Origin of the sequence: Arthrobacter sp. B3I4, assembly GCF_030816855.1 — a bacterium.
Classification (GTDB): domain Bacteria; phylum Actinomycetota; class Actinomycetes; order Actinomycetales; family Micrococcaceae; genus Arthrobacter.
On record NZ_JAUSYK010000001.1, the window covers coordinates 2411592 to 2434019 of the forward strand.

Annotated in this window: 21 protein-coding genes and 1 pseudogene; 19 read left to right on the top strand and 3 right to left on the bottom strand. The window is 68.1% G+C overall.

The window, feature by feature from the left end; genetic code table 11:
- Positions 1-23 precede the first annotated feature (23 nt).
- Positions 24-830: a peptidylprolyl isomerase gene (locus tag QFZ61_RS11545; protein ID WP_307036145.1), complete on the bottom strand. Its 807-nt coding sequence runs from the start codon at positions 828-830 to the stop codon at positions 24-26.
- 221 nt (positions 831-1051) lie between these two features.
- Here QFZ61_RS11545 and hisS point away from each other — a divergent pair, with 221 nt between their 5' ends.
- A complete protein-coding gene (gene hisS, locus QFZ61_RS11550) occupies positions 1052-2410 on the top strand; it encodes a histidine--tRNA ligase (protein WP_307036147.1) in 1359 nt (452 codons plus the stop codon).
- 61 nt (positions 2411-2471) lie between these two features.
- Here the strand turns inward: hisS and QFZ61_RS11555 are convergent, their stop codons facing one another.
- A complete protein-coding gene (locus QFZ61_RS11555) occupies positions 2472-3764 on the bottom strand; it encodes an APC family permease (protein WP_307036149.1) in 1293 nt (430 codons plus the stop codon).
- Between the two features lie 96 nt (positions 3765-3860).
- Here QFZ61_RS11555 and aspS point away from each other — a divergent pair, with 96 nt between their 5' ends.
- Together aspS and QFZ61_RS11565 are read left to right on the top strand one after the other, a co-directional pair.
- Entirely contained in the window at positions 3861-5642 is a 1782-nt protein-coding gene (gene aspS / locus QFZ61_RS11560; RefSeq protein WP_307036151.1) for an aspartate--tRNA ligase, read from the top strand.
- A 93-nt stretch (positions 5643-5735) separates the two neighbouring features.
- Positions 5736-6536: a GNAT family N-acetyltransferase gene (locus QFZ61_RS11565; RefSeq protein WP_307036153.1), complete on the top strand. Its 801-nt coding sequence runs from the start codon at positions 5736-5738 to the stop codon at positions 6534-6536.
- Between the two features lie 18 nt (positions 6537-6554).
- On the opposite strand, the gene QFZ61_RS11570 is transcribed toward QFZ61_RS11565, so the two are convergent.
- Complete coding sequence (locus tag QFZ61_RS11570) at positions 6555-7202, bottom strand: acVLRF1 family peptidyl-tRNA hydrolase (protein WP_307036156.1); 648 nt, start codon at positions 7200-7202, stop codon at positions 6555-6557.
- Positions 7203-7276: 74 nt separating this feature from the next.
- Here QFZ61_RS11570 and QFZ61_RS11575 point away from each other — a divergent pair, with 74 nt between their 5' ends.
- From QFZ61_RS11575 to QFZ61_RS11650, 16 genes and pseudogenes are all read left to right on the top strand, one after another.
- The gene (locus QFZ61_RS11575; RefSeq protein WP_307036158.1) at positions 7277-8770 is read left to right on the top strand and encodes a replication-associated recombination protein A; all 1494 of its coding nucleotides are present in this window, start codon (positions 7277-7279) and stop codon (positions 8768-8770) included.
- Between the two features lie 181 nt (positions 8771-8951).
- Positions 8952-9578, top strand: a complete 627-nt coding sequence (gene rpsD, locus QFZ61_RS11580; RefSeq protein WP_091251848.1) for a 30S ribosomal protein S4 — start codon at positions 8952-8954, stop codon at positions 9576-9578.
- Positions 9579-9725: 147 nt separating this feature from the next.
- Positions 9726-10100 carry a DUF948 domain-containing protein gene (locus QFZ61_RS11585; protein ID WP_307036164.1) on the top strand — a complete coding sequence of 125 codons (375 nt, stop codon included), beginning with the start codon at positions 9726-9728 and terminating at the stop codon, positions 10098-10100.
- Between the two features lie 30 nt (positions 10101-10130).
- Positions 10131-10397: a DUF6167 family protein gene (locus QFZ61_RS11590; protein ID WP_307036166.1), complete on the top strand. Its 267-nt coding sequence runs from the start codon at positions 10131-10133 to the stop codon at positions 10395-10397.
- Positions 10398-10574: 177 nt separating this feature from the next.
- Positions 10575-13254 (top strand): annotated as a pseudogene (gene alaS / locus QFZ61_RS11595) (alanine--tRNA ligase).
- 8 nt (positions 13255-13262) lie between these two features.
- Positions 13263-13874, top strand: a complete 612-nt coding sequence (ruvX, locus tag QFZ61_RS11600; RefSeq protein ID WP_307036168.1) for a Holliday junction resolvase RuvX — start codon at positions 13263-13265, stop codon at positions 13872-13874.
- A 582-nt stretch (positions 13875-14456) separates the two neighbouring features.
- The gene (mltG, locus tag QFZ61_RS11605) at positions 14457-15557 is read left to right on the top strand and encodes an endolytic transglycosylase MltG (RefSeq protein WP_307036169.1); all 1101 of its coding nucleotides are present in this window, start codon (positions 14457-14459) and stop codon (positions 15555-15557) included.
- Complete coding sequence (locus QFZ61_RS11610; RefSeq protein WP_307036171.1) at positions 15554-16429, top strand: shikimate dehydrogenase; 876 nt, start codon at positions 15554-15556, stop codon at positions 16427-16429. The genes mltG and QFZ61_RS11610 overlap by 4 nt, the downstream gene beginning before the upstream one ends.
- 26 nt (positions 16430-16455) lie before the next feature.
- Positions 16456-17655, top strand: a complete 1200-nt coding sequence (gene aroC / locus QFZ61_RS11615; protein ID WP_307036173.1) for a chorismate synthase — start codon at positions 16456-16458, stop codon at positions 17653-17655.
- A 59-nt stretch (positions 17656-17714) separates the two neighbouring features.
- Positions 17715-18248, top strand: coding sequence for a shikimate kinase (locus tag QFZ61_RS11620; RefSeq protein ID WP_307038153.1), 534 nt, complete (start codon positions 17715-17717; stop codon positions 18246-18248).
- Positions 18245-19336 carry a 3-dehydroquinate synthase gene (gene aroB / locus QFZ61_RS11625; RefSeq protein WP_307036175.1) on the top strand — a complete coding sequence of 364 codons (1092 nt, stop codon included), beginning with the start codon at positions 18245-18247 and terminating at the stop codon, positions 19334-19336. The genes QFZ61_RS11620 and aroB overlap by 4 nt, the downstream gene beginning before the upstream one ends.
- Positions 19336-19851 carry a lipopolysaccharide assembly protein LapB gene (locus QFZ61_RS11630; protein WP_307036177.1) on the top strand — a complete coding sequence of 172 codons (516 nt, stop codon included), beginning with the start codon at positions 19336-19338 and terminating at the stop codon, positions 19849-19851. Before aroB ends, QFZ61_RS11630 begins: the two co-directional genes overlap by 1 nt.
- 148 nt (positions 19852-19999) lie before the next feature.
- Positions 20000-20563: an elongation factor P gene (efp, locus tag QFZ61_RS11635; protein ID WP_090581102.1), complete on the top strand. Its 564-nt coding sequence runs from the start codon at positions 20000-20002 to the stop codon at positions 20561-20563.
- Positions 20563-20973 carry a transcription antitermination factor NusB gene (nusB, locus tag QFZ61_RS11640; protein WP_307036181.1) on the top strand — a complete coding sequence of 137 codons (411 nt, stop codon included), beginning with the start codon at positions 20563-20565 and terminating at the stop codon, positions 20971-20973. Before efp ends, nusB begins: the two co-directional genes overlap by 1 nt.
- A gap of 107 nt (positions 20974-21080) precedes the next feature.
- Positions 21081-21560 (top strand): helix-turn-helix domain-containing protein, encoded by a 480-nt coding sequence (locus QFZ61_RS11645; RefSeq protein WP_307035401.1) that lies wholly within the window; start codon positions 21081-21083, stop codon positions 21558-21560.
- Between the two features lie 14 nt (positions 21561-21574).
- A complete protein-coding gene (locus tag QFZ61_RS11650; protein ID WP_307038155.1) occupies positions 21575-22342 on the top strand; it encodes an IS3 family transposase in 768 nt (255 codons plus the stop codon).
- Positions 22343-22428 lie beyond the last annotated feature (86 nt).

Genomic DNA, 22428 nt, shown 5'->3' on the forward strand with positions numbered 1-22428 from the left:
GCGGCCGCGAGGGCCCCGGCTGGTTACTTCAGAGAGAACGAGTCTATCGTGACTGGTTCCACCGGTGCGCCGTCGGTGGGGCTGTCGCCCGGTTTCACTCCGGCCGCCGCGACGTTGCGGACGACGTCGAGTCCGGAGGTCACCTTGCCCACCACGGTGTAACCGCCGGCGGCGTCGGCCGGGATCACAGTGTCTTTGTAGACGATGAAGAACTGCGTCCCGTTGCCGTAGGCGTTGCCGCCGGTCCGGGCCACAGCGATCGTGCCGGCCGGGTACGTGTTGTCCGCGGGGGTATTCTCCAGCGGACCCCAGGTGTACGCCGAGTCGCTGCTGCCGTCGCCGGCCTTGGAACCGCACTGCAGGACGCCGAACGAATCGGCAATGGTCAGCCGGTGGCAGCTGAGCCCCTTGTAGAAGCCCTGGTCTGTGAGCGACTTGAACACCGCTGCCGCCTGGGGGGCTTTGCTGCCGTCCAGTTCGACGCCGAGAGTGCCGAGGTTAAGGACCAGCTCACCTGTGAAGGTCTTGCCGGCGGCCGTCTCGGGCTTAGGAATGTTCTCGCCGTTGCTGGCGCCCGGTGACGGTGTGGCGGACGCCGACGGGCTGCTCAACCCGGCCTCGGCTGCCTTGAACTCATCCTCCGTCGGATTGCTCGCGAAGACGGTCAGCTGCAGTACGACGGCGAGGACCAGGGCAGCAGCCCCCGCGGCGGCGGCCAGGATGTTGTCGCGCTTGCGGCGTTTGTCCTGTTCCCGGCGCAGCTCGCGCTTTGCCTCCATCTGCTGGACGCGCCGCTTGGCTTCGCGGGCGCTCCGTGAACTGGCCGCCAAAGGTCCTCCTGGGTGTAGGGCCGCACGCGGGCCGCACCTAAGGCGCCGATCCGGGTGCAGCGCGCAAGCTGCCGGCAGCACTGCCTCCGCGGCCGCATTAGAGATGCACGCGCCGAAAGCATAAACTGACTGCCGCACACAGTTTATGCACGACTGGCCGGTCCGCGCGGAACGCCGCGTCCGAGGGACCCGCCGTCGTTATCTGAGGAGAAAATTCCACCATGGCACGCACCGCCTCCCTGTCCGGATTCCCCGAGTGGCTTCCCGAGGAGCGGCTGGTGGAGCTGCATGTGCTGGACACCCTGCGGCGGACCTTTGAACTGCACGGCTTTTCCTCGATCGAGACCCGGGCAGTGGAGACGGTGGGTCAGCTGCTGCGCAAGGGTGAGATCGACAAAGAGGTGTACGGCCTGAGCCGGCTCCAGGACGACGAGGCTGAGGGCGCAACGGGCACGGCCGCTTCACACAAGGGCGACCCGCACGCCCTGGCCCTGCACTTCGACCTCACCGTGCCGTTCGCCCGGTATGTGGTGGAGAACGCCGGCTACCTGGCGTTCCCGTTCCGCCGCTACCAGATCCAGAAGGTCTGGCGCGGCGAGCGTCCGCAGGAGGGCCGCGCCCGCGAGTTCACCCAGGCGGACATCGACATCGTCGGCGACGGCGAACTGCCGTTCCGCTACGACGTCGAGATCGCGCTGGTCATCGCCGAGGCCCTGGGTGCCCTGCCGATCCCGGACTTCCTGCTTCGGATCAACAACCGCAAGCTCGCCGAGGGCTTCTATAACGGCATTGGCCTGACGGACACCGCAGGGGTGCTGCGCAGCATCGACAAGCTCGAGAAGATCGGCCCGGCCAGGGTCGCCGAGCTGCTGCAGACCGAACTCGGCGCAACCGAGGAGCAGGCGCAGGCCGCCCTTAAGCTCGCCGGGATACGCACTCAGGACACCTCGTTTGTCCAGCAGGTCCGGGCGCTTGGGGTCAGCAACGAACTGCTCGAGGAGGGCCTGAACGAGCTGGAGCAGGTCATCGCCGCCGCCGTGCAGCGCGCTCCGGGCAAGGTGGTCGCCGACCTCAGCATCGCCCGCGGCCTGGACTACTACACCGGCACCGTGGTGGAGACCGTCCTGGTCGGCCACGAGCAGCTCGGTTCGATCTGCTCGGGCGGCCGCTACGACGCCCTCGCCAGCAAGGGCAACCGCAAGTTCCCCGGCGTCGGCCTCTCGATCGGCGTGACCCGGCTGGTCTCCCGGATCCTCAGCCAGGACCTCGCCAAAGCCTCCCGCACCGTGCCCACCGCGGTACTCGTGGCGTTGAACAATGACGGGAGCTGGGGCGCGGCGCAGGACATTGCCGCCCAACTGCGCTCCCGCGGCATCGCCACCGAAGTGGCGGCTAAGGCGGAGAAGTTCGGCAAGCAGATCAAGTTCGCTGACCGCCGCGGCATTCCGTTTGTCTGGTTCACCGACGACGACGGCAAGCACCAGGTCAAGGACATCCGAACCGGTGAACAGGTCGACGCCGACCCCGCCGCGTGGACGCCGGCCGAAGAGGACCTGCAGGTCCGCGTCGTCCGCGCCTAAGCGCTGAAGCCGGCCGCAGGTGCGGTGCCGGCCAGGCGCGAGGCCGGCCAAACGCCGTGGGTCAGCTGGCCGCGGGCCCCGCAGCCCGGGTTTTGCGCCGGCGCAGCACCAGGAAGCGGCCCGCGATCCCGGCGGCGAGGACTGCCGCCATGCCCAGCGCCGAGGCCGGCGGCAGGGTGAGCGCCAGCACCACGCAGCCGGCAAAACCGAGGACATTGAGCCAGCGGGGCGCGTGCCAGGGCCGGTCGGTGAGCGTGAAGGCGGCGGCATTGGCCACCGCGTAGTACACCAGCACCCCGAAACTGGAAAAGCCCACCACGGTCAGCACGTTCGTGGTCAGCAGCAGCACAATCACGGCGGCCGCGACCGCCAGTTCGGCCACGAACGGCACCGTGTGGCCGCCGCCCACCCGGGCCAGCGGTGCGGGCAGGTCCCTTTCCCGTGCCATCGCCATCGTGGTCCTGCCCACCCCGGTGATCAGCGCCAGCAGCGCGCCCAGGCAGGCGGCGGCCGATCCCGCCTGGACCAGGGGCGTGCCGGCGCTGAGCGCGGAACTGGCCACGGCGTCCAGCAGCGGCGCGGCGGAGCCGGCCAGCTGTGCGGCCGGCAGGTGCCACTGCAGCAGCAGTGCGAGCCCCAGGTAGATGACGAAGGCGGCGGCGAGGGCGGCCAGGATGGCCTTGGGAATGGTGGTGGCCGGATCCTTGACCTCTTCGCCGAGGGTCGCGATCCGGGCGTAACCGGCGAAGGCAAAGAACATCAGCCCCGCGGCGGGCAGCACCCCCCAGGCGTAACCGCCGTCGGCCGCGGCGCTCCAGCCCGCACCGCCCCCCGCCGGGTGCGGGCCGGTGAGCGCCGCCACCGCAACAAAACCCAACGTGGCGAGCACGACGGCGAGCAGGATCCTGGTCAGCTGGGCCGTCCGGGTGATGCCGAGCAGGTTCACCCCGGTCAGCACGACGACGGCGGCGACAGCCAGCGGGGTGGCGAAGCCGGGCGCCAGGTAGTGCCCGAAGGTCAGGGCCATCGCCGCGCAGGAGGCGGTCTTGCCCGTCACGAACCCCCAGCCGGCGATGAACCCGGGCCATTCGCCCAGCTGCCGGCGGCCGTACACGTAGGTACCGCCGCTCGCGGGATACTTCGCGGCCAGTTGCGCCGACGCCACCGCGTTGCAGTAAGCCACCACGCCGGCCACGGCCACCGCCACGGCCAGCAGCGGCCCGGCAAGGGCCGCGGCGGGGGAGAAGACCACGAAAACGCCGGCTCCCAGCATCGAGCCGAGCCCGATGGCGGTGGAATCGACCACGCCCAGGCGGCGTTGCAGTCGAGCGGGCTCCGGCGTCGGGCTTGGCATGGCGGGTGGGGCCTTTCCAACGGGTAAACTCGAACGGGACCGTTCCCGTAGCGGTCCCATTTAACACCACCCTGTTTTCCTTCTGAAAGGCGAGCTGTGCTGCGCACCCACGACCTCGGATCCCTTCGCTCCGAGCACATCGGACAAACCGTAACCCTCGCCGGCTGGGTCGGCCGGCGTCGTGACCACGGTGGTGTCGCATTCGTGGACCTGCGCGACGCTTCGGGCGTCGCCCAGGTCGTCGTCCGTGAAGAAGAGGTCTTCCACGGCCTCCGCAACGAGTTCGTGCTGCAGGTCATCGGCACCGTGGCGAAGCGCCCCGAGGGCAACGAGAACCCGGCGCTGGCCACCGGCGAGATCGAGGTGATGGCCGAAAAGGTCACCATCCTCAACACCTCCGACCCGCTGCCCTTCCAGATCGACGAGCACGTTGAGGTCGGTGAAGAGGCACGCCTGAAGCACCGCTACCTGGATCTCCGCCGCCCCGGCCCCGCACGGAACCTGCGCCTGCGCTCCGAGGCCAACCGGGTGGCCCGCGAGCTGCTGCACCAGGACGGCTACGTCGAGATCGAGACGCCCACGCTGACCCGGTCCACGCCGGAAGGCGCCCGCGACTTCGTCGTTCCGGCCCGCCTGGCGCCCGGTTCCTGGTACGCGCTGCCGCAGTCGCCGCAGCTTTTCAAGCAGCTCCTGCAGGTCGGCGGCTTCGAGAAGTACTACCAGATCGCCCGCTGCTACCGCGACGAGGACTTCCGCGCGGACCGCCAGCCGGAGTTCACCCAGCTCGACATCGAAGCCAGCTTCGTGGAGCAGGACGACATCATCAACCTCGGCGAGAGCATCGTGAAGGCGCTGTGGAAGCTGATCGACGTCGAGATCCCCACCCCGATCCAGCGCATCACCTACAACGACGCGATGGCCCGCTACGGCTCGGACAAGCCGGACCTGCGCTTCGGCCTGGAACTGACCGAGCTGACCGAATTCTTCAAGGACACCAACTTCGGTGTCTTCAAGGCGCCCTACGTCGGTGCCGTCGTCATGCCCGGCGGCGCCTCGCAGGCCCGCCGCGCCCTGGACGCCTGGCAGGAATGGGCCAAACAGCGCGGCGCCAAGGGCCTCGCCTACGTCCTGTACAAGGAAGACGGCGAGCTGGCCGGCCCGGTGGCCAAGAACCTGACCGAGACCGAGCGCGCGGGCCTCGCGGACGCCGTCGGCGCCAAACCCGGCGACTGCATTTTCTTCGCCGCCGGTGAGAAGACCCCGTCCCGGGCGCTGCTCGGCGCCGCGCGGGTTGAGATCGGCCACCGCACGGGCCTGATCAACCCCAGCGACTGGGCCTTCTGCTGGGTCGTCGACGCGCCGATGTTCGAACCGGCCGCAGCCGCCGTCGCGTCCGGCGACGTCGCCGTCGGCGGCGGCAAGTGGACGGCGGTGCACCACGCCTTCACGTCACCCAAGCCGGAATTCATGGACAGCTTCGACACCGATCCCGAATCGGCGCTGGCCTACGCCTACGACATCGTCTGCAACGGCAACGAAATCGGCGGCGGCTCCATCCGTATCCACCAGGGTGACATCCAGGAACGCGTGTTCAAGGTCATGGGCCTCTCGCACGAGGACGCGCAGGAGAAGTTCGGCTTCCTGCTCGAGGGCTTCAAGTTCGGCGCGCCACCGCACGGCGGCATCGCGTTCGGCTGGGACCGTGTGGTCTCGCTGTTGGCCGGCGTGGACTCGATCCGCGACGTCATCGCGTTCCCGAAGTCCGGCGGCGGCTACGACCCGCTGACCCAGGCACCGGCGCCGATCACGGCCCAGCAGCGCAAGGAAGCCGGCGTGGACTTCAAGCCGGAAACCAAGAAGGACGAAGGCTCCAAGTAGCCGGCTAATCAGCAGCGAAGGCCCTCCGGAAGTCCGGGGGGCCTTTGCTGTCGGTTGACGAGATCAAGTGCCCCGGCACAGAAGGGAAACCCAATGGCACCGGAGTCCGGTCCCGCGCTGGAAGCGCTGATGGACGCAGCCTGGCCCGCTTCCGACCGGCAGGATTGCGGCGGATGGGTGCTGCGCGCCGCCTCGGGGGTGACCCAGCGGGCCAACTCGGTCTGGCCGCGCGAGCCAGGGACCGATGAGCATGCCCAGCTCGCCGCACTTCGGGAGGCCCGGCTCTGGTACCGGGCGAAACGCCTCCCGCTGATCTTCCAGGTATTCGAGGACCCGCGCTCCGGGCCGCTGAACGCGGTGCTCGACGCCGAGGGATTCACCCGCCAGTCCGAAACCGTCATGCTGGTCCGGGACGGCGGCGGTTCTGCCCCGGCGCCGGCCCACGGCGTCGAGATCTCAACAGAGCCCTCAGTGGAGTGGCTGCGGCTCTGGTGGAGCGTGGACGGCCGCGGCGGCGCCGAGGCTCTCGGGGTTGCCCGCGCGATCCTGACGGGCTGTCCCGCGCTGTACGCCCTGGTACGGGACGGCGACGGCGGCCCGGCCGGCGTCGGACGGCTCGCCATGCCGGACGGCGCGGCAGCCGGAGCCGGCAAGTCCCACGGCGGGTTGTACTGCATGGCGACCCGTCCAGACGCGCGCCGGCGCGGCTACGCCGGCCAGGTGCTGCGCGGGTTGCTGGACGAGGGAACGCGCCGGGGCCTGGCCGGCTACTGGCTGCTCGTCACTACGGCCAACAGCGGGGCGCGGGAGCTCTACGCCCGCGCCGGCTTCGAAGAAGCCAGCCGCTACCTCTACCGGCAGGAACGGCCGAAGCGGCACCTGACCGGCTGCTGAGCCGCGGGGCGCTCGTGTCTACGCCGGCGGATCCGTGACGAGGATCCGCACGGCGCAGAAGTCCGCGGCGGCCTTTTTCAGCACCGACGCGCGCGGGTCCGGAACGTCAAGGAACGGCAGCCGCACCAGCGCCGCATAGCTTTTCAGCACGGGTTCGGCAAGCACCTGCTCGGCCAGGGCCTTGTCCCCGCCGGGCGCGAGGTACTCGACTCTGTGGTCCGCAAAGATCCGCGCGGCGTGGGCGGCGACTGCTTCGACCAGGGCGTCCGCCTGGTTGGCCCGCCGCCGGGCGAAGCGCTGCTGTGACCAGCCTCCGGCGGCGGTGCGGGACTGCACGTGCCGGGTGCCGGTCTTGGCGGCCAGTACCTGCCCTTCCGACACGACGGCCACCGAGTACCCGCCGCGGCGCACCAAAACCAGGCCAAGGTGCCGGGGCTGGGACACCAGCGACGACAGCCGCGCCACCGGGTCCGGTCCGCGGCCCGGGCGCCCGTCGGCCGGCCACGGCGGCTGCAGCAGGGCCGCAGCCCCGTCAGCGGCGGAAAGCTGCAATCCGCCGTCGAGTTCCTCTTCGGCCAGGCGCCCGTGGCTCGCCGCGAACCGCTCCACCCAGCCGGGCAGCCGGCCGCCGGCGACGAACGCCTGGCGGGTCTCGGGGCTGGGCATGGCGTAACTCCGTTGCAGGGTTGCGGGGCGGCCGCCGGTCGGGGCGGGCCGTGAACTAGAAGTAGCCTATCTATGTGGATGATCTCTTTGGCGCAGGGCAGGACGACGCGTCTGCGCACAACGACGTCGACGCCGATGACGCCGGCGACACCCGGGCGGACCGCGCAGGCCTGTCAGCGCCGCGTAGCCCGCTCGCGGTCCGGATGCGGCCGCGGACCCTCGATGACGTCGTGGGCCAGCAGCACCTCCTGGGCCACGGCTCGCCGCTGCGCCAGCTCGCCGCCGGCAGCGACGCCACCGGACCGGCCGGACCCAGTTCGTTGATTCTCTGGGGGCCTCCCGGCACCGGCAAGACGACCCTCGCGCACGTGATCGCTAAAGGTCCCGGTCGGAAATTCGTGGAGCTCTCTGCCATCACCGCCGGCGTGAAGGACGTCCGGCGGGTCATGGACGAGGCCCTCACCGCCCGCGACCTGTACAAGACGACCACCGTGCTGTTCCTGGACGAAATCCACCGCTTCAACAAAGCCCAGCAGGACGCGCTGCTGCCCGGCGTGGAGAACCGCTGGGTGGTGCTGGTCGCCGCGACCACGGAAAACCCCTCGTTCTCCGTGGTGTCGCCGCTGCTGTCCCGCTCGCTGCTGCTGACACTCAAGCCGCTCACCGACGCCGACGTTGAAGGGTTGCTGCGGCGCGCGGTGGCCGACCCCCGCGGACTCGGCGGCAACGTGGGACTGGACGACGAAGCCCTGGCGCACCTTGTCCGGCTTTCCGGCGGCGACGCGCGGCGGGCCCTGACCGCGCTGGAGGCCGCGGCCGGCGTCGCGTTCGGCGACGCGGACGACGTCGGCGGCCCAGAAGGTGCCGGGCCGGAAGGGGCCGGCTCAGAAGGGGCCGGCCCAGAAGAATCCGGGACGTCCGGGGACCCCTCCGTCCGGATCGAACTCAAGCACACCGAACGCGCCCTCGACGTCGCCTCGGTGCGCTACGACCGGGCCGGGGACCAGCACTACGACGTCGCCAGCGCCTTCATCAAGTCGATCCGCGGCTCCGACGTCGACGCCGCACTGCACTACCTGGCCCGGATGCTCGAGGCGGGGGAGGACCCCCGGTTTGTGGCCCGGCGGATCGTAATCTCAGCGGCCGAGGACGTCGGCATGGCCGACCCCACGGCGCTGCAGACGGCGGTCGCGGCCGCGCAGGCCGTCCAGCTGATCGGCATGCCTGAGGGCCGGATCATCCTCGCCGAGGCCGTGGTCCACCTCGCCACGGCACCGAAGTCCAACGCCGCGTACCTGGGCATCAACCAGGCCATCGCCGACGTCCGCGCCGGCCTGGGCAACGGCATTCCTGCCCACCTGCGCGACGCCCACTACCCCGGCTCCAAACAGCTGGGCCACGGCAAAGGCTACAAGTACTCCCACGATGCGCCGCACGCGGTGGCGACGCAGCAGTATCCGCCGGACGACCTCGTCGGCCGGAACTACTACCAGCCCACCGCCAACGGCGCCGAGCGCGAGATCACCACCCGGCTGGAACGGCTGCGCAGGATCATCCGGGGCAAGTGATCCTCTGGTAGGATTGACCGTTGTCTGGCAAGGCACGGACGCACAATCCACCACTCTTCGGCAGTTCCTGCTGTGTGGACGGGTTTGCCCTGTGCCCAGTAGCAAAAGGCAGCGGTTGGCCGATGCTCTCCATCGTGGAGGCCAGTAACACTGACACACCGCAGATATTGGAAGGACACAAGTGGCTAACAACACTCGTGCTCGCCGTACCGCACGCCTCTCGCGTGCACTCGGCATCGCTCTGACCCCCAAGGCCGCCAAGTACATGGAGCGCCGTCCTTACGGCCCCGGCGAGCATGGCCGTGCCCGTAAGAAGCAGGACTCCGACTACGCCGTACGTCTGCGTGAAAAGCAGCGTCTGCGCGCCCAGTACGGCATCCGCGAAGCCCAGATGACCCGTGCCTTCGAAGAAGCGCGCCGGACCAAGGGCCTGACCGGTGAAAACCTGATCGAACTGCTCGAAATGCGTCTCGACGCCCTCGTGCTGCGTGCCGGCTTCGCCCGCACCATCGCCCAGGCCCGCCAGCTGGTTGTGCACCGCCACATCCTCGTTGACGGCATCCGCGTTGACCGCCCGTCTTTCCGCGTCGGTGAGGGCCAGCTGGTCCACGTCCACAGCCGCAGCGAGACCATGCCTCCCTTCCAGGTGGCAGCAGCCGGTGCACACCGCGACGTTCTGCCGATGGTTCCGGCCTACCTGGACGTCAAGCTTGACGCCCTGCAGGCACGCCTGGTCCGTCGCCCCAAGCGCTCCGAAATCCCCGTGACCTGCGAAGAGCAGCTCGTCGTGGAATTCTACGCACGCTAGATCCAGCGCGACACCTTACAAAGAAGCCCGTGGCAAGCGCCGCGGGCTTCTTTGTAGGTAAGGTACTTGGGGGAGTTCTCCGTTTGCCGCGCCCGGTGGCCGGAGAACCATGCAGGAATCCACGTAGTTTCAAGGAGATGAACGTCTATGTCTGGTGGCGATATTGCCGGCCTGATCGCGGCCGGAGTGTTTGCACTGCTGGTCCTGCTGCTCGCTGTGCCGATCCTCAAGCTCGGTGGAGTCTTTGACGAGGTCCGCAGCACCATCCGTTCGCTCAGCGACGGCGCCACTCCGCTGATGGATGAGGTCACGGCTACTGTCACCACCACAAACCAGCAGTTGAAGAAGGTCGACGGGATCGCCTCCAACGTCTCCGACGCCTCGGCAAACATCTCGGCGCTGTCGTCGCTGGTTGCCGCCACCGTCGGCTCCCCGCTGATCAAGGTCGCGGCCTTCAGCTACGGTGTACGCTCGGCGTTTTCCGCCAGCAAAAAGCCCGCCACCGGCCGCCGCAGCCGCTGACCTGCCCGACTATCGCTGAAAGAGCGTGAAATGAACAGAATCATCTGGATGGGCATCGGCGTCGCGATCGGCGTGATCGCCTTCCGCAAGGTCACCGCCGCACAGTCCGCCCTCGGCCCGGCAGGCATGAACCGTGCCGTAGGCCGCCTCACCGACGGTGTGTATGACTTCGCCGACGCCGTTCGCGCCGGCATGCGCGAGCGTGAGACCGAACTGCGCGCCGCTCTCGGCGTGGACACCACAACCGATGTTGCCGCGGGCACCGGTGTACCCAGCCGGGATGCGCTGCGGCGTTAGCAGCGGGAGAATGAGAAGCGACGGCGCCCCGCAGGCGCCTGCCGGCGTCGGGCCGGCGCACTAAGCATTCCCAGGGCGGCAGCCCGGCGCCCCGCGCCCGGAAGGCCCCGGAAACAACGACACTGTGGATATCGAAGCAGTGAAGCAGTGAATATTTGAAGGGTAAGTAACCAGGTTATGAAGTCGCAGGAGATCACCAAGCGCTGGATCGACTTTTTTGTCAGCAAGGGCCACACGGCGGTGCCGTCCGCATCCCTGGTCTCCAGCGACCCGTCCCTGCTGTTCACGGTGGCCGGCATGGTCCCGTTCATCCCGTACCTGACTGCCCGCGAGGAAGCCCCGTACTCCCGGGCCACCAGCGTGCAAAAGTGCATCCGCACCGGTGACATCGAGGAAGTCGGCAAAACCGCCCGGCACGGCACCTTCTTCCAGATGTGCGGCAACTTCTCCTTCGGCGATTACTTCAAGGAAGACGCCATCAAGTTCGCCTGGGAACTGCTCACCACGCGGCGTCGACGACGGCGGCTACGGCCTGCCGCCCGAGCGCCTCTGGGTCACCGTCTACGAAGAGGACGACGAGGCCAAGGAACTCTGGCTGAAGAACACCGGCGTCCCGGCCGAACGGATCCAGAAAATGGGCAAGGCGGACAACTACTGGTCCACCGGCCAGCCCGGCCCGGCCGGCCCCTGCTCCGAGATCTACTACGACCGTGGACCGGCGTACGGAATCGAAGGCGGACCTCTGGCCGACGAGACCCGGTACATCGAAATCTGGAACCTGGTGTTCATGCAGTACCAGATCGACAACGTCCGCTCCAAGGTGGACTTCGACATCACCGGCGAGCTGCCCAAGAAGAACATCGACACCGGCCTCGGCATGGAACGCCTCGCGATGATCCTGCAAGGCGTCGAAAACATGTACGAAACCGACCAGGTCCGCCCGGTGATCGACAAGGCCGCGGCACTGTCCGGCAAGGAATACACCTCCGCGGAGACCCCGGAAGACCCGCACCACACGGACGACGTCCGGATGCGCGTCGTGGCTGACCACATCCGCTCCGCCCTGATGCTGATCGCCGACGGCGTCACGCCCTCCAACGAAGGCCGCGGCTACGTGTTGCGCCGCCTGATCCGCCGCGCCGTCCGTTCGATGCGCCTGCTAGGCGTCGAAAAAGCCTGCCTGCCCGAGCTGCTGCCCGCCTCCCGGGACGCGATGAAGGGCGTCTACCCGATCGTGGAGACGGACTTCGACCGGATCAGCCGGATTGCCTACGCCGAAGAGAAGGCGTTCCTGCGCACCATCGCCTCCGGCACCGCCCGGCTCGAGGACGCGGTCAAGGAATCCAAGGCCGCAGGCCAGCCGCTCTCCGGCGCCGACGCGTTCGCGCTGCATGATACCTACGGCTTCCCGATCGACCTCACCCTGGAAATGGCCGAGGAAGCCGGACTCAAAGTCGACGAGCCCGAATTCCGCAAGCTCATGCTCGAACAGCGGCAGCGCGCCCAGGCCGATGCTAAGGGCAAGAAGGGCGCCCACGCGGACCTGAGCACCTTCCAGGAACTGCTCAGCGCAGGGGAGACGGTCTTCACCGGCTACACCGAACTGGCCGGCGAATCCAAGGTCCGCGGCATCCTCACCGGCGGCCGCAAGGTCTCCCAGGCGTCCACCGGCGAGGAGATTGAACTTGTCCTGGCCGAAACGCCGTTCTACGCCGAGGCCGGCGGCCAGGCCGCTGACACCGGCCTGATCACCGGTGACGGCTTCGTCGTCGAGGTCCTGGACGTGCAGCGCCCGATCAAGGGCCTCAGCGTGCACAAGGCGATCGTCCGCGAAGGCGAGATCGGCGCCGACTCGCTGGTCCTCGCCGCCGTGGACCGGGAACGCCGGCACGCCGCGGAACAGGCGCACACCGGCACGCACATCGTGCACGCGGCCCTGCACCAGATCCTCGGCCCGGAAGCCCTGCAGCGCGGTTCCTTCAACAAGGCCGGCTACCTCCGCTTCGACTTCGCTTGGGGTGAGGGCCTCAGCGCCGCCACCCGCTCCGAAATCGAAGAAGTGTCCAATATTGCCATCCGCAACAACTTCCAAGTCCAGACCAAGGTCATGGGCCTGGCAGAGGCCAAGGCGCTCGGGGCGATGGCACTGTTCGGCGAGAACTACGGCAACGAGGTCCGCGTCGTGGAAATCGACGGCGCCTGGTCCCGCGAACTCTGCGGCGGCACGCACGTCTCCAACACCTCGCTGATCGGCAGCCTGTCGCTGCTCGGTGAACAGTCTGTCGGGTCAGGAAACCGCCGCGTGGAGGCCTTCGTCGGCATGGACGCCTTCCGGCACCTGGCCGCCGAGCGGGCCCTCGTCACCGAACTCACCGACATGCTGAAGGTCCCCTCCGGGCTGCTCACCGAGCGGATCGCCAGCACCCTGGCCAAGCTCAAGACCGCAGAGAAGGAACTGGAGCGGATGCGCAAGGAACAGCTCGCCGCCGTCGCCGGCCAGCTGGCCGGCACCGCCAAGGACGCGGCCGGCGTGAAGGTCATTGCACACGACGCCGGTACGGTCAGCGGCGCCGACGACCTGCGCGGCCTCGCGCTGGACCTCCGGACCCGGCTCGGTTCCGACGCTGCCGCTGTGGCGGTGGCAGGCGTCAGCAACGACCGCCCGGTCATCCTGATTGCCACCAATGAAGCCGCCCGGGCCGCCGGCGTGAAAGCCGGCGCGCTCGTCCGGCTCGCTGCCGGCATCCTCGGCGGCGGCGGCGGCGGCAAGGACGACGTCGCCCAGGGCGGCGGTACGGACGCGTCGAAGGTCGGCGCTGCCCTGACCGCCGTCGTGGACGCGATCACGAGGCGGTAATCCACCGGATGACTGACGCGGCAATGCCCGGCGGCTACCCCCGGGGCGTGAAACTTGGGGTGGACGTCGGCACCGTCCGCGTCGGCGTCGCAGTATGCGACCGCGACGGAATCCTCGCCACGCCGCTGAGGACGCTGGCGCGGAACGTGAAAAAGAACACCGACGTGCGGATCCTCGCCGACCTGGCCCGTGAGCTTGACGCGGTGGAGATCTTTGTCGGTCTGCCGACAACGATGAAAGGCGAGGAGCACGCCTCCGCGCGAATGGCCAGCGAGTATGCAAAGCTACTGGTCAATACACTATTGGCGGCCGGATCCGGCGTGCCGGTGAGGTTGGTTGACGAACGGCTGAGCACGGTGACAGCACACCGCAACCTGCACCAAGCTGGCATGAGCAGCCGGGACCACCGTAAAGTAGTGGATCAGGTTGCGGCCGCAGGGATCCTGCAGCACGCCATCGACATGCAAAAGGCCAGGGGAACGGAAGTAGGGCGCCGCGTCAGCGCGGACCTGCCGCCGGGGCCACCCGGCGGCGGCGCTCAGGCCACCCCGGAAGTAGACACGCATTCTGCAGATCGCATTGTGCCCAAAATGGAAGGCTACAGTGAGCCCGGTCAATAATGACGACCCCTCTGGTGTTGCCAACAGCGGCGCGCCGGCCGTCCGCTGACGCGCAAAGAGATCAGGGCCCAGGAAAAGAACCTGGTAACTGAAAGTCACGACGTCGTCCCCTCCGAAGGCTCCGGCCCGCAGTTCCGGGAAACGCCGGCCGACGCGCCACGCGCAACTCCGGCTGCCGCACCCGAGCGTCCGGACGCTGCGCCCACCGTCCACGAAGACGCTGTCCACGACGACGCTGTCCACGAAGACGCTGTCCACGAAGACGCTGCGGACAATGAAACGGCGCACGACGAACCGGTCCAGGAGCCCGTACACGGCGGGTCCGGCTACCACGAACAGGGCCACGACGGGCGAGCAGGCGAGGACCTTGTCCACGACGACTATGCGCACGAATTCGCCTACGCCGACGAACCGGCCCTGTCCCGGGAGGAGACCCTGCGGCCTGCCGATGAGCTGCAGTACGGCTACGAGTCCCACGACGCCCACGGTTCCCACGACGCCCACTACGCCGCAGCCGACGGGGTCCACCACCCCGAGGACGGGTTTGACGACGGTTACGACGACGGGACCGGCCACGACCTGATGTCCGGCGCTGCCAGGATCCCCACTGCCAAGGGACCCTCCAAGAAAGTCCGCCGCCGGCGGCGCTTCCTCGCCCTGGTCCTGAGCCTGACCGTCTTCATCGTCGCCATCGTCGTCGGCGCCCAGTTCCTCAAGCCCCTGCTCGGCGGCGACACCGTCGCCGACTACCCGGGTCCGGGAACCGGTGAAGTGACGGTGACGGTCCCGCCGGGCGCCGGTCCGAAGTCCGTGGCCTCAGACCTGCAGTCCAAGCAGGTCATCGCCAACGCCGATTCGTTCCTCAAGCAGTTTGCCGCCGCCGGCGGAGCGCTGAACCCCGGCACGTTCACGATGCGCAAGGAAATGAACAACTCGGACGCGGTGTCCGTTCTGCTGAACAAGGACCAGGGCAAGGTCATGTATGTCGCCCTGAAGGCGGGCATGCGGATTAACGAATCCCTCCAGGCCATCTCGGAAGGCACCGGCGTCTCGGTGCCGGAGCTGAAGGCTCTGAGCGATTCCCCCGGCCAGTTCGGCGTGCCGGCGAAATCCAAGAACCTTGAAGGGTTCCTGTTCCCGGGCGAATACCGTTTCCCGCTCGGGACTTCCGCCAAGGACGTCCTGGCGAAACTGGTGACCAGCACCCTCGACGAGCTGAAAGCCCAGGGCGTCACGGATCCGGCGAAGCAGTACGACGTCATCACCGTCGCCAGCATTGTGCAGGCCGAGGGCGGCCAGGCCGAATACGGCGACGTGGCCGGTGCCATCTACAACCGGCTCAAGCCCAACAACACCGAAACGAGCGGGCTGATCCAGTCCGACGCCACGGTGACCTACGGATTGGGCATCCGAAGCTTCCACATCGACGAAGACCAGAAGCGGGACAAGTCGAACCCCTACAACACCTACGCGAACCCCGGCCTGCCGGCCGGTCCGATCGGTTCGCCCGGGAAAACGGCGATTGACGCCGCGGCCAAGCCCAAGAACAACGAGTACCTCTACTGGGTCACCATCAACCTGGACACCAAGGAGACGAAGTTCTCCAAGACACTCGCGGAGCACAACGGCTACGTGGCCAAGTACAACGCGTGGTGCGAGGCCAACCCGGGCCGTTGCGTGTGACCCTGCGGGCCGCCGTTCTCGGACACCCGATCAGCCACTCGAAGTCTCCGGCACTGCACCGCGCAGCGTACGCGCAGCTCGGCGTGGACATGGCCTACGAGGCGATCGACGTGACCGTGGACCGGCTGCCGGCGTTCCTGGCCGCAGTGCGCGGTGACGAGCGCTGGCGCGGGCTGTCCGTGACGATGCCGTTGAAAGCCGCCATGGCTGCCGCCGTGGACGAGGTCCGCGGCGTGGCGCGGCAGCTGGGTGTGGTGAACACCGTGGCCTTCGAAAACGGGGCGGGCTCTGCGGCCCGGCTGGTCGGCTACAACACCGACGTCGCCGGCATCGTCAACGCCGTGCGCTACGCTGGCGCCGCCGCCGAACCCGCCGCCGTCATTCTGGGCGGCGGCGGCACCGCGGCGGCGGCGGCCGCGGCGGTGAAAGAGCTTGGCGCACCCTCCGCGGCGGTCTTCGTCCGCGACGTCAGCCGCGCGGCCGAAGTGCGGGCTGCCGCCGCCGCCGTCGGACTTCCCCTCCAGGTCCTGCCGCTCAAGGCGGCCGCACCGTCGGTCGCCGCCGCCGACGTCGTCATCTCCACGCTGCCGCCGCGGGCCGCCGACGGCCTGGCGGCGGAACTCGCACAGCAGCTCGGCGACCCCGGCGCCGCCGCGTCCCGCGTGCTCCTGGACGCAGCCTACGACCCCTGGCCCAGCCGGATCGCCGCGGTCTGGGCGGATGCGGGCGGAACGGTGGTGCCCGGTCTTGAAATGCTGCTGTACCAGGCCGTCGAGCAGGTGCGGCACTTCACCCGGCACAGCGGACCGTTGCCGGTTGAAGTCCTTGATGTGATGTGTGACGCAGTCGGGGCGCCTCGACGAGTGTTCTAAGTGTCATGCATGGCAGGATGGAATTTATGTTGCGTTGGTTGACCGCCGGAGAATCCCATGGCCCGGCCCTGGTCGGAATTATTGAAGGCGTCCCCGCCGGCGTGGAGCTCGGCAGTGACCGGATCGTCGAGGCCCTGGCCCGCCGCCGGCTCGGCTACGGCCGCGGCGCGCGGATGAAGTTCGAACAGGACGCCGTCACGGTCCTGGGCGGTGTCCGCCATGGGCTGACGCAGGGCGGCCCGGTCGCCATCCAGGTCGGCAACACCGAGTGGCCGAAGTGGGAGCAGATCATGTCGGCGGACCCGGTTGACCCGGACCTTCTCGCCGACCAGGCCCGGAACGCTCCGCTGACCCGGCCCCGGCCCGGCCACGCCGACTTCACCGGGATGCAGAAATACGGCTTCGATGAGGCCCGGCCGGTCCTGGAGCGCGCCAGCGCCCGCGAGACCGCCACCCGCGTGGCCCTCGGCGCCGTCGCCGCGGCGTTCCTGCAGCAGCTCGGCATCGAACTCGTCTCACACACCGTGTCGATCGCCAGCGTGGCCGTTCCGGAAGGGCGTCCGCTGCCGGTGCCGGCCAATGTGCTGGCCCTCGACGCCGACCCGCTGCGCTGCTTTGACCGGGAAACGTCCGACGCCATGGTCGCGGAGGTGGACGCGGCGCACAAGGAAGGCGAAACCCTCGGCGGCGTCGTTGAGGTCCTCGCCTACGGCCTGCCCCCGGGGCTGGGCAGCTACGTGCACTGGGACCGGCGCCTTGACTCGCGCCTTGCAGCCGCGCTGATGGGCATCCAGGCGATCAAGGGTGTCGAGGTCGGGGACGGTTTCCTCACCGCCGCCCGCCGCGGCTCGGCAGCGCACGACGAGATCGTCAAAGACGCGGACGGCCGGATCATCCGCACCTCCAACCGGGCCGGCGGCATTGAGGGCGGCATGAGCATCGGTGACGTGCTCCGTGTCCGCGCTGCCATGAAACCCATCGCGACAGTGCCCCGCGCGCTCAAGACGGTGGACGTCAGCACCGGCGAAGCGGCCAAGGCCCACCACCAGCGCTCCGACGTCTGCGCCGTGCCGGCCGCCGGCGTCGTGGCCGAGGCCATGGTCGCGTTGGTCCTCGCCGAGGCCATCACGGAAAAGTTCGGCGGCGACTCCGTGCAGGAAACCGCCCGCAACATCAAGGGTTACCTGGACAGCATTCCGGCGTCCCTGGACTCGATCGGACACTAGTGCCGGCCCGGGAAGCACCGACCAGGCATCCGGTCCGTCCTGTCGTGCTGATCGGTCCGATGGCGGTCGGCAAATCCGCGATCGGAAACCAGCTGGCGCAGCAACTCGGTGCCCGCTTCGTCGACACGGACGCCGAGGTCACCGCCCAGCACGGCACCATCGCGGAAATCTTCGCCCTCCGGGGCGAGTGCGCTTTCCGTGAACTCGAGGCCCGCGCCGTGGCCCGCGCCATCGAGGAAGCCGCGGACACCGGCACCGTGATCTCCCTTGGCGGCGGCGCCGTGCTGGACTCGGGCACGCAGCAGCTGCTGGCCACCTGTACCGTGGTGTACCTCGAAGCCGACGCCGGCACCGTGTCGGAACGGATCGCCCGGAACTCGGGGCGCCCGCTCCTGGCCGGCGACGCCATGGAACGCTGGCGCACGCTGTTCGCCGCCCGGCAGCCGGTCTATGAACGCCTTGCCGACCTGGTTCTCGATGTCCGGAGCGGCTCCGTTCCGGAGCTCGCGCGCCGGGTTGAAGATGCGCTGGAGCAGTTTTCCGCCACTGCGGCGGGCGCGGCTCCAGCGGCGACAAAGAAAGTGGAAAAGTGAGCACCGAATCAACCGTCATCAAAGTCACCGGGCAGCTTCCGGGGGACAACTACGACGTCGTGGTGGGCCGCGGGCTGCTCGCCGGCCTTCCGACCCTGCTGGGGGAGCGCGTCAAGCGCGTCCTCGTCATCCACCCCCGGGCGCTGCGGCTCACCGGCGACACCGTCCGCGAGGAGCTCTCCGCCGCCGGCTTCACGGCGCTGACCGCCGAGATCCCCGACGCCGAGGAGGGCAAGCACATCGAGGTCGCCTCGTTCTGCTGGCAGGTGCTGGGCCAGAACGATTTCACCCGCTCCGACGCAATCGTCGCCGTCGGCGGGGGAGCGGTGACCGACCTCGCCGGATTCGTCGCCGCGACCTGGCTGCGCGGCGTGAAGGTCATCCACATGCCCACGAGCCTGCTGGGCATGGTCGACGCCGCCGTCGGCGGCAAGACAGGCATCAACACCGCCGAGGGCAAGAACCTGGTCGGCGCCTTCCACCCGCCCGCCGGCGTCCTCGCGGACCTGGACACGCTGGAGACGCTTCCGAAGAACGAGATCATCTCCGGCATGGCCGAGGTCATCAAGTGCGGCTTCATCGCCGACCCAGCCATCCTGGACCTGGTTGAGAAGGACCCCGCCGCCGTCGCCGATCCCCGCTCCGACGCCCTGCGCGAACTGATCGAACGGGCCATCGCGGTCAAGGCCCGGGTTGTTTCCGAGGACCTGAAAGAAACCGGGCAGCGCGAGATCCTCAACTACGGCCACACCCTGGGCCACGCCATCGAGCTCGCGGAACGTTACTCCTGGCGCCACGGCGCCGCCGTCTCGGTCGGCATGATGTTCGCAGCCGAACTGTCCCGCAGCGTGGGACGGCTCAGCGACGCCGACGCCGACCGGCACCGGGACATCCTGGAGAGCCTGGGGCTGCCGGTCAGCTACCGGCGAGACCGGTGGCAGGCACTGCTGGACGGCATGCGGCGGGACAAGAAATCCCGCGGCGACCTGCTGCGCTTCGTGGTGCTCGACGGCGTCGGGCGCCCCGGCATCCTGGACGTGCCCGACACCTCGCTGCTTTTCGCGGCCTACCAGGAAATCGCGGCCTAGTGATCAGCGACAACGGCGGCACCAGCGAGTGGCCCGACGCCGGGTTCCCCGGCATCCGGATCAACCCGCAGACCCTGCTGCCGCAGATCGTTAACGAGGAAGCCTGTGCAGCGGCCCTGGCCGCGTCGACGGATGCCACCGACCTGATCTTTGTGCGACTCGTCGAAGGCCACCCGGGCGAGGCCGCCGAGCTGTTGGCGGAAGCCCGGTACAAGGACCCTGACTCCTTCCGGCTGCGGATGTTCGAGGCCGAGGTCCTGCGGGTCTCGCACCGCTTCGACCGCGCCGTCGAACTGTACCGCCAGCTCCTCGCCGAATCCCAGGGAACTCCTAACGAGGCCGTCGTCCGGCAACACCTGGGCCGGTCCTACTTCGCCGCGGGCAACACCACAGCCGCAGTCGAATCCTTCGCCAAGGCGCTGGACCTGCGGGTGGCGGGCGCCGCGGACGCCGCGCAAATCTATTCCTCCACGGTGGCGCTGCAGCGCGCACGGGACGTGCTCGACCGGGCTTGAGACCGGCCCGTCCGGCACCGGAGCGCCGAAACCGGTAGAATAGTATTTGGATTTTTGATAAAGACGCGCTGGCGGGGCCCGATCGGCCTGCCGGCAGGCATAAACGGCTGGCGGCTAGAACCAGCCAACAACGAAACCTGAGGATATTGTGGCAACGACTAACGACATCAAGAACGGAACCGTGCTGAAGCTTGAGGGCCAGCTGTGGAACATCATCGAGTTCCAGCACGTCAAGCCCGGCAAAGGCGGGGCCTTCGTCCGCACCAAGATGCGCAACGTGATGTCCGGCAAGGTCGTCGACAAGACCTTCAACGCCGGCCTCAAGATCGAAACCGCCACCGTTGACCGCCGCGACTACCAGTACCTGTACCAGGACGGCACCGACTTCGTCTTCATGGACACCTCGGACTTCGACCAGCTCACCGTCTCTGCGGCCACCGTCGGCGACGCGACCAACTTCATGCTCGAGAACCAGATGGTCAACATCGCCATCCACGAGGGCAACCCGCTCTACATCGAACTGCCGCCGAGCGTCGTCCTCGAAATCACCTACACCGAGCCCGGCCTGCAGGGTGACCGGTCCTCCGCCGGCACCAAGCCCGCCACCCTCGAAACGGGCTACGAGATCCAGGTTCCGTTGTTCGTCGAGAACAACACCAAGGTCAAGGTCGACACCCGTGACGGCAGCTACCTTGGCCGGGTCAACGACTAGTGAGCGCCCGCGGTAAGGCCCGTAACCGGGCCCTGGATGTTCTTTTTGAGGCGGAGCAGCGTTCCTCGTCCGCCTTCGATGTGCTGCGTTCCCGTCGTGAACAGACGGACCAGATCATCAACCCGTACACGCTGGAAATCGTCGAGGGCGTGGTGTCCCACCAGGCCGCAATCGATGAGTTCCTCGAGACCTACTCGCAGGGCTGGTCGCTGGAGCGGATGCCCTCCGTGGACCGCATCATCCTGCGGATCGGCATCTGGGAACTGCTCTACAACGACGACGTTCCCGACGGCGTTGCAGTAAGCGAGGCCGTCGCGCTGGCCAAGACGCTCTCCACCGACGAATCGCCGTCGTTCATTAACGGCCTGCTGGGCCGCCTGCAGCAGCTCAAGCCGTCACTGCTGGCCTGAGCGCCGCAAGCTAACCAGCCGCTAGCAAAAAGGGGCCGGTGCCTGAACTGCACCCCGAAAGTTGGATTCGAATTTGAGAATCTGACTTTCGGAGGTGCAGTTCCTTTATGGCCCGGTATTCACGACACGGGGATGAGGTCCGCGGCCGTTTGGCCGAGTTGGTTGACCGGGGGTTCGGGCGCAGGTCGATCGCCAGGGAGCTGGGTCTGCCGGGCACGAGTGTTGAGAAGCTGGTGGGGCAGTATCGTCGTCAGGGAATCGAAGGGCTGGTTCCGATGGCGACGAAGAAGTTTTATCCCGCTGACCTGAAGCTTGAGGCCGTGCTCGCCTACCTTGGGGGCGCCACCCGGGAGCAGGTGATGGCACGCTTCGAAATCCGCCACCTCTCCCAGCTTGAGGACTGGCTGCGCCGATACCGGGAAAATGGCGCGGCCGGTCTGCAACCTCGGAAACGGGGACGGAAGCCGCGGGCCGCGCCGGCGGAAGAGTCCCTGGAGCAGAAGGTGCGGCGCCTCGAGATGGAGAACGCCACACTAAAAAAATTGCAGGCTCTGGCGGCGGAGGAACGACGACGCAACTCAAGGTAGCTGTCGTCGCGTCGCTGGAGCAGCGCTACCCGGCCAAGGACCTGCTCGGCTTCCTGGGTCTGCCGGCCAGCACCTACTACTACCACCGCTCCCGGGCCGGGAAACCGGACCGCTATGCCCGTGAGAGGAAACTCCTTGCCCGGGTCTTCACCGAGAACCGGAAAGCCTACGGATACCGCAGGGTCCGCATCGCGCTGGCCCGCGACCACGGCATCCGGCTCAGCGGCAAGACCGTGGCCGCACTGATGCGCCAGGAAGGCTGCATCTGCAGAATACGGCGCCGCAAGTACAACTCCCACCGCGGCGAAATCGGACACGTGGCACCCAACAGGCTGGCCCGGGACTTCCAGGCCGATGCCCCGCACCTGAAGTGGGTGACAGACGTGACCGAGTTCCGGGTCGCCGACCAGAAGATGTACCTGTCCCCGGTGCTGGACCTGTTCAACGGCGAGATCATCGCCCACGCCGTGCGCCCGAGTCCGGCCCTGCCCCTGGTGATGGACATGCTCACCGACGCCTTCAAAGTCCTGAAGCCCGGTGAGCATCCGGTCCTCCACCAGTCCATGTCCCGCAAGGCCAACTGCTACGACAACGCAGCCATGGAAAGCTTCTTCGGTCACCTCAAGGAAGAGTTCTTCCACCACGACCGCTTCGACACGATCGAACAGTTCGAGCAGGGACTCAGCCAATACATCCACTGGTACAACCACACCCGCATCAAGGAAAAACTGAAGGGACTGAGCCCGGTGCAATACCGGACTCAGTCCCTTCACGTAGCCTAGAAGCACCGTTCAATAACGGCTCCAACTTTCGGGGAGCAGTTCAGCCCGCCGTCAGGCAGGAACCGGCCCCTTTTTGCTGCGCTCTG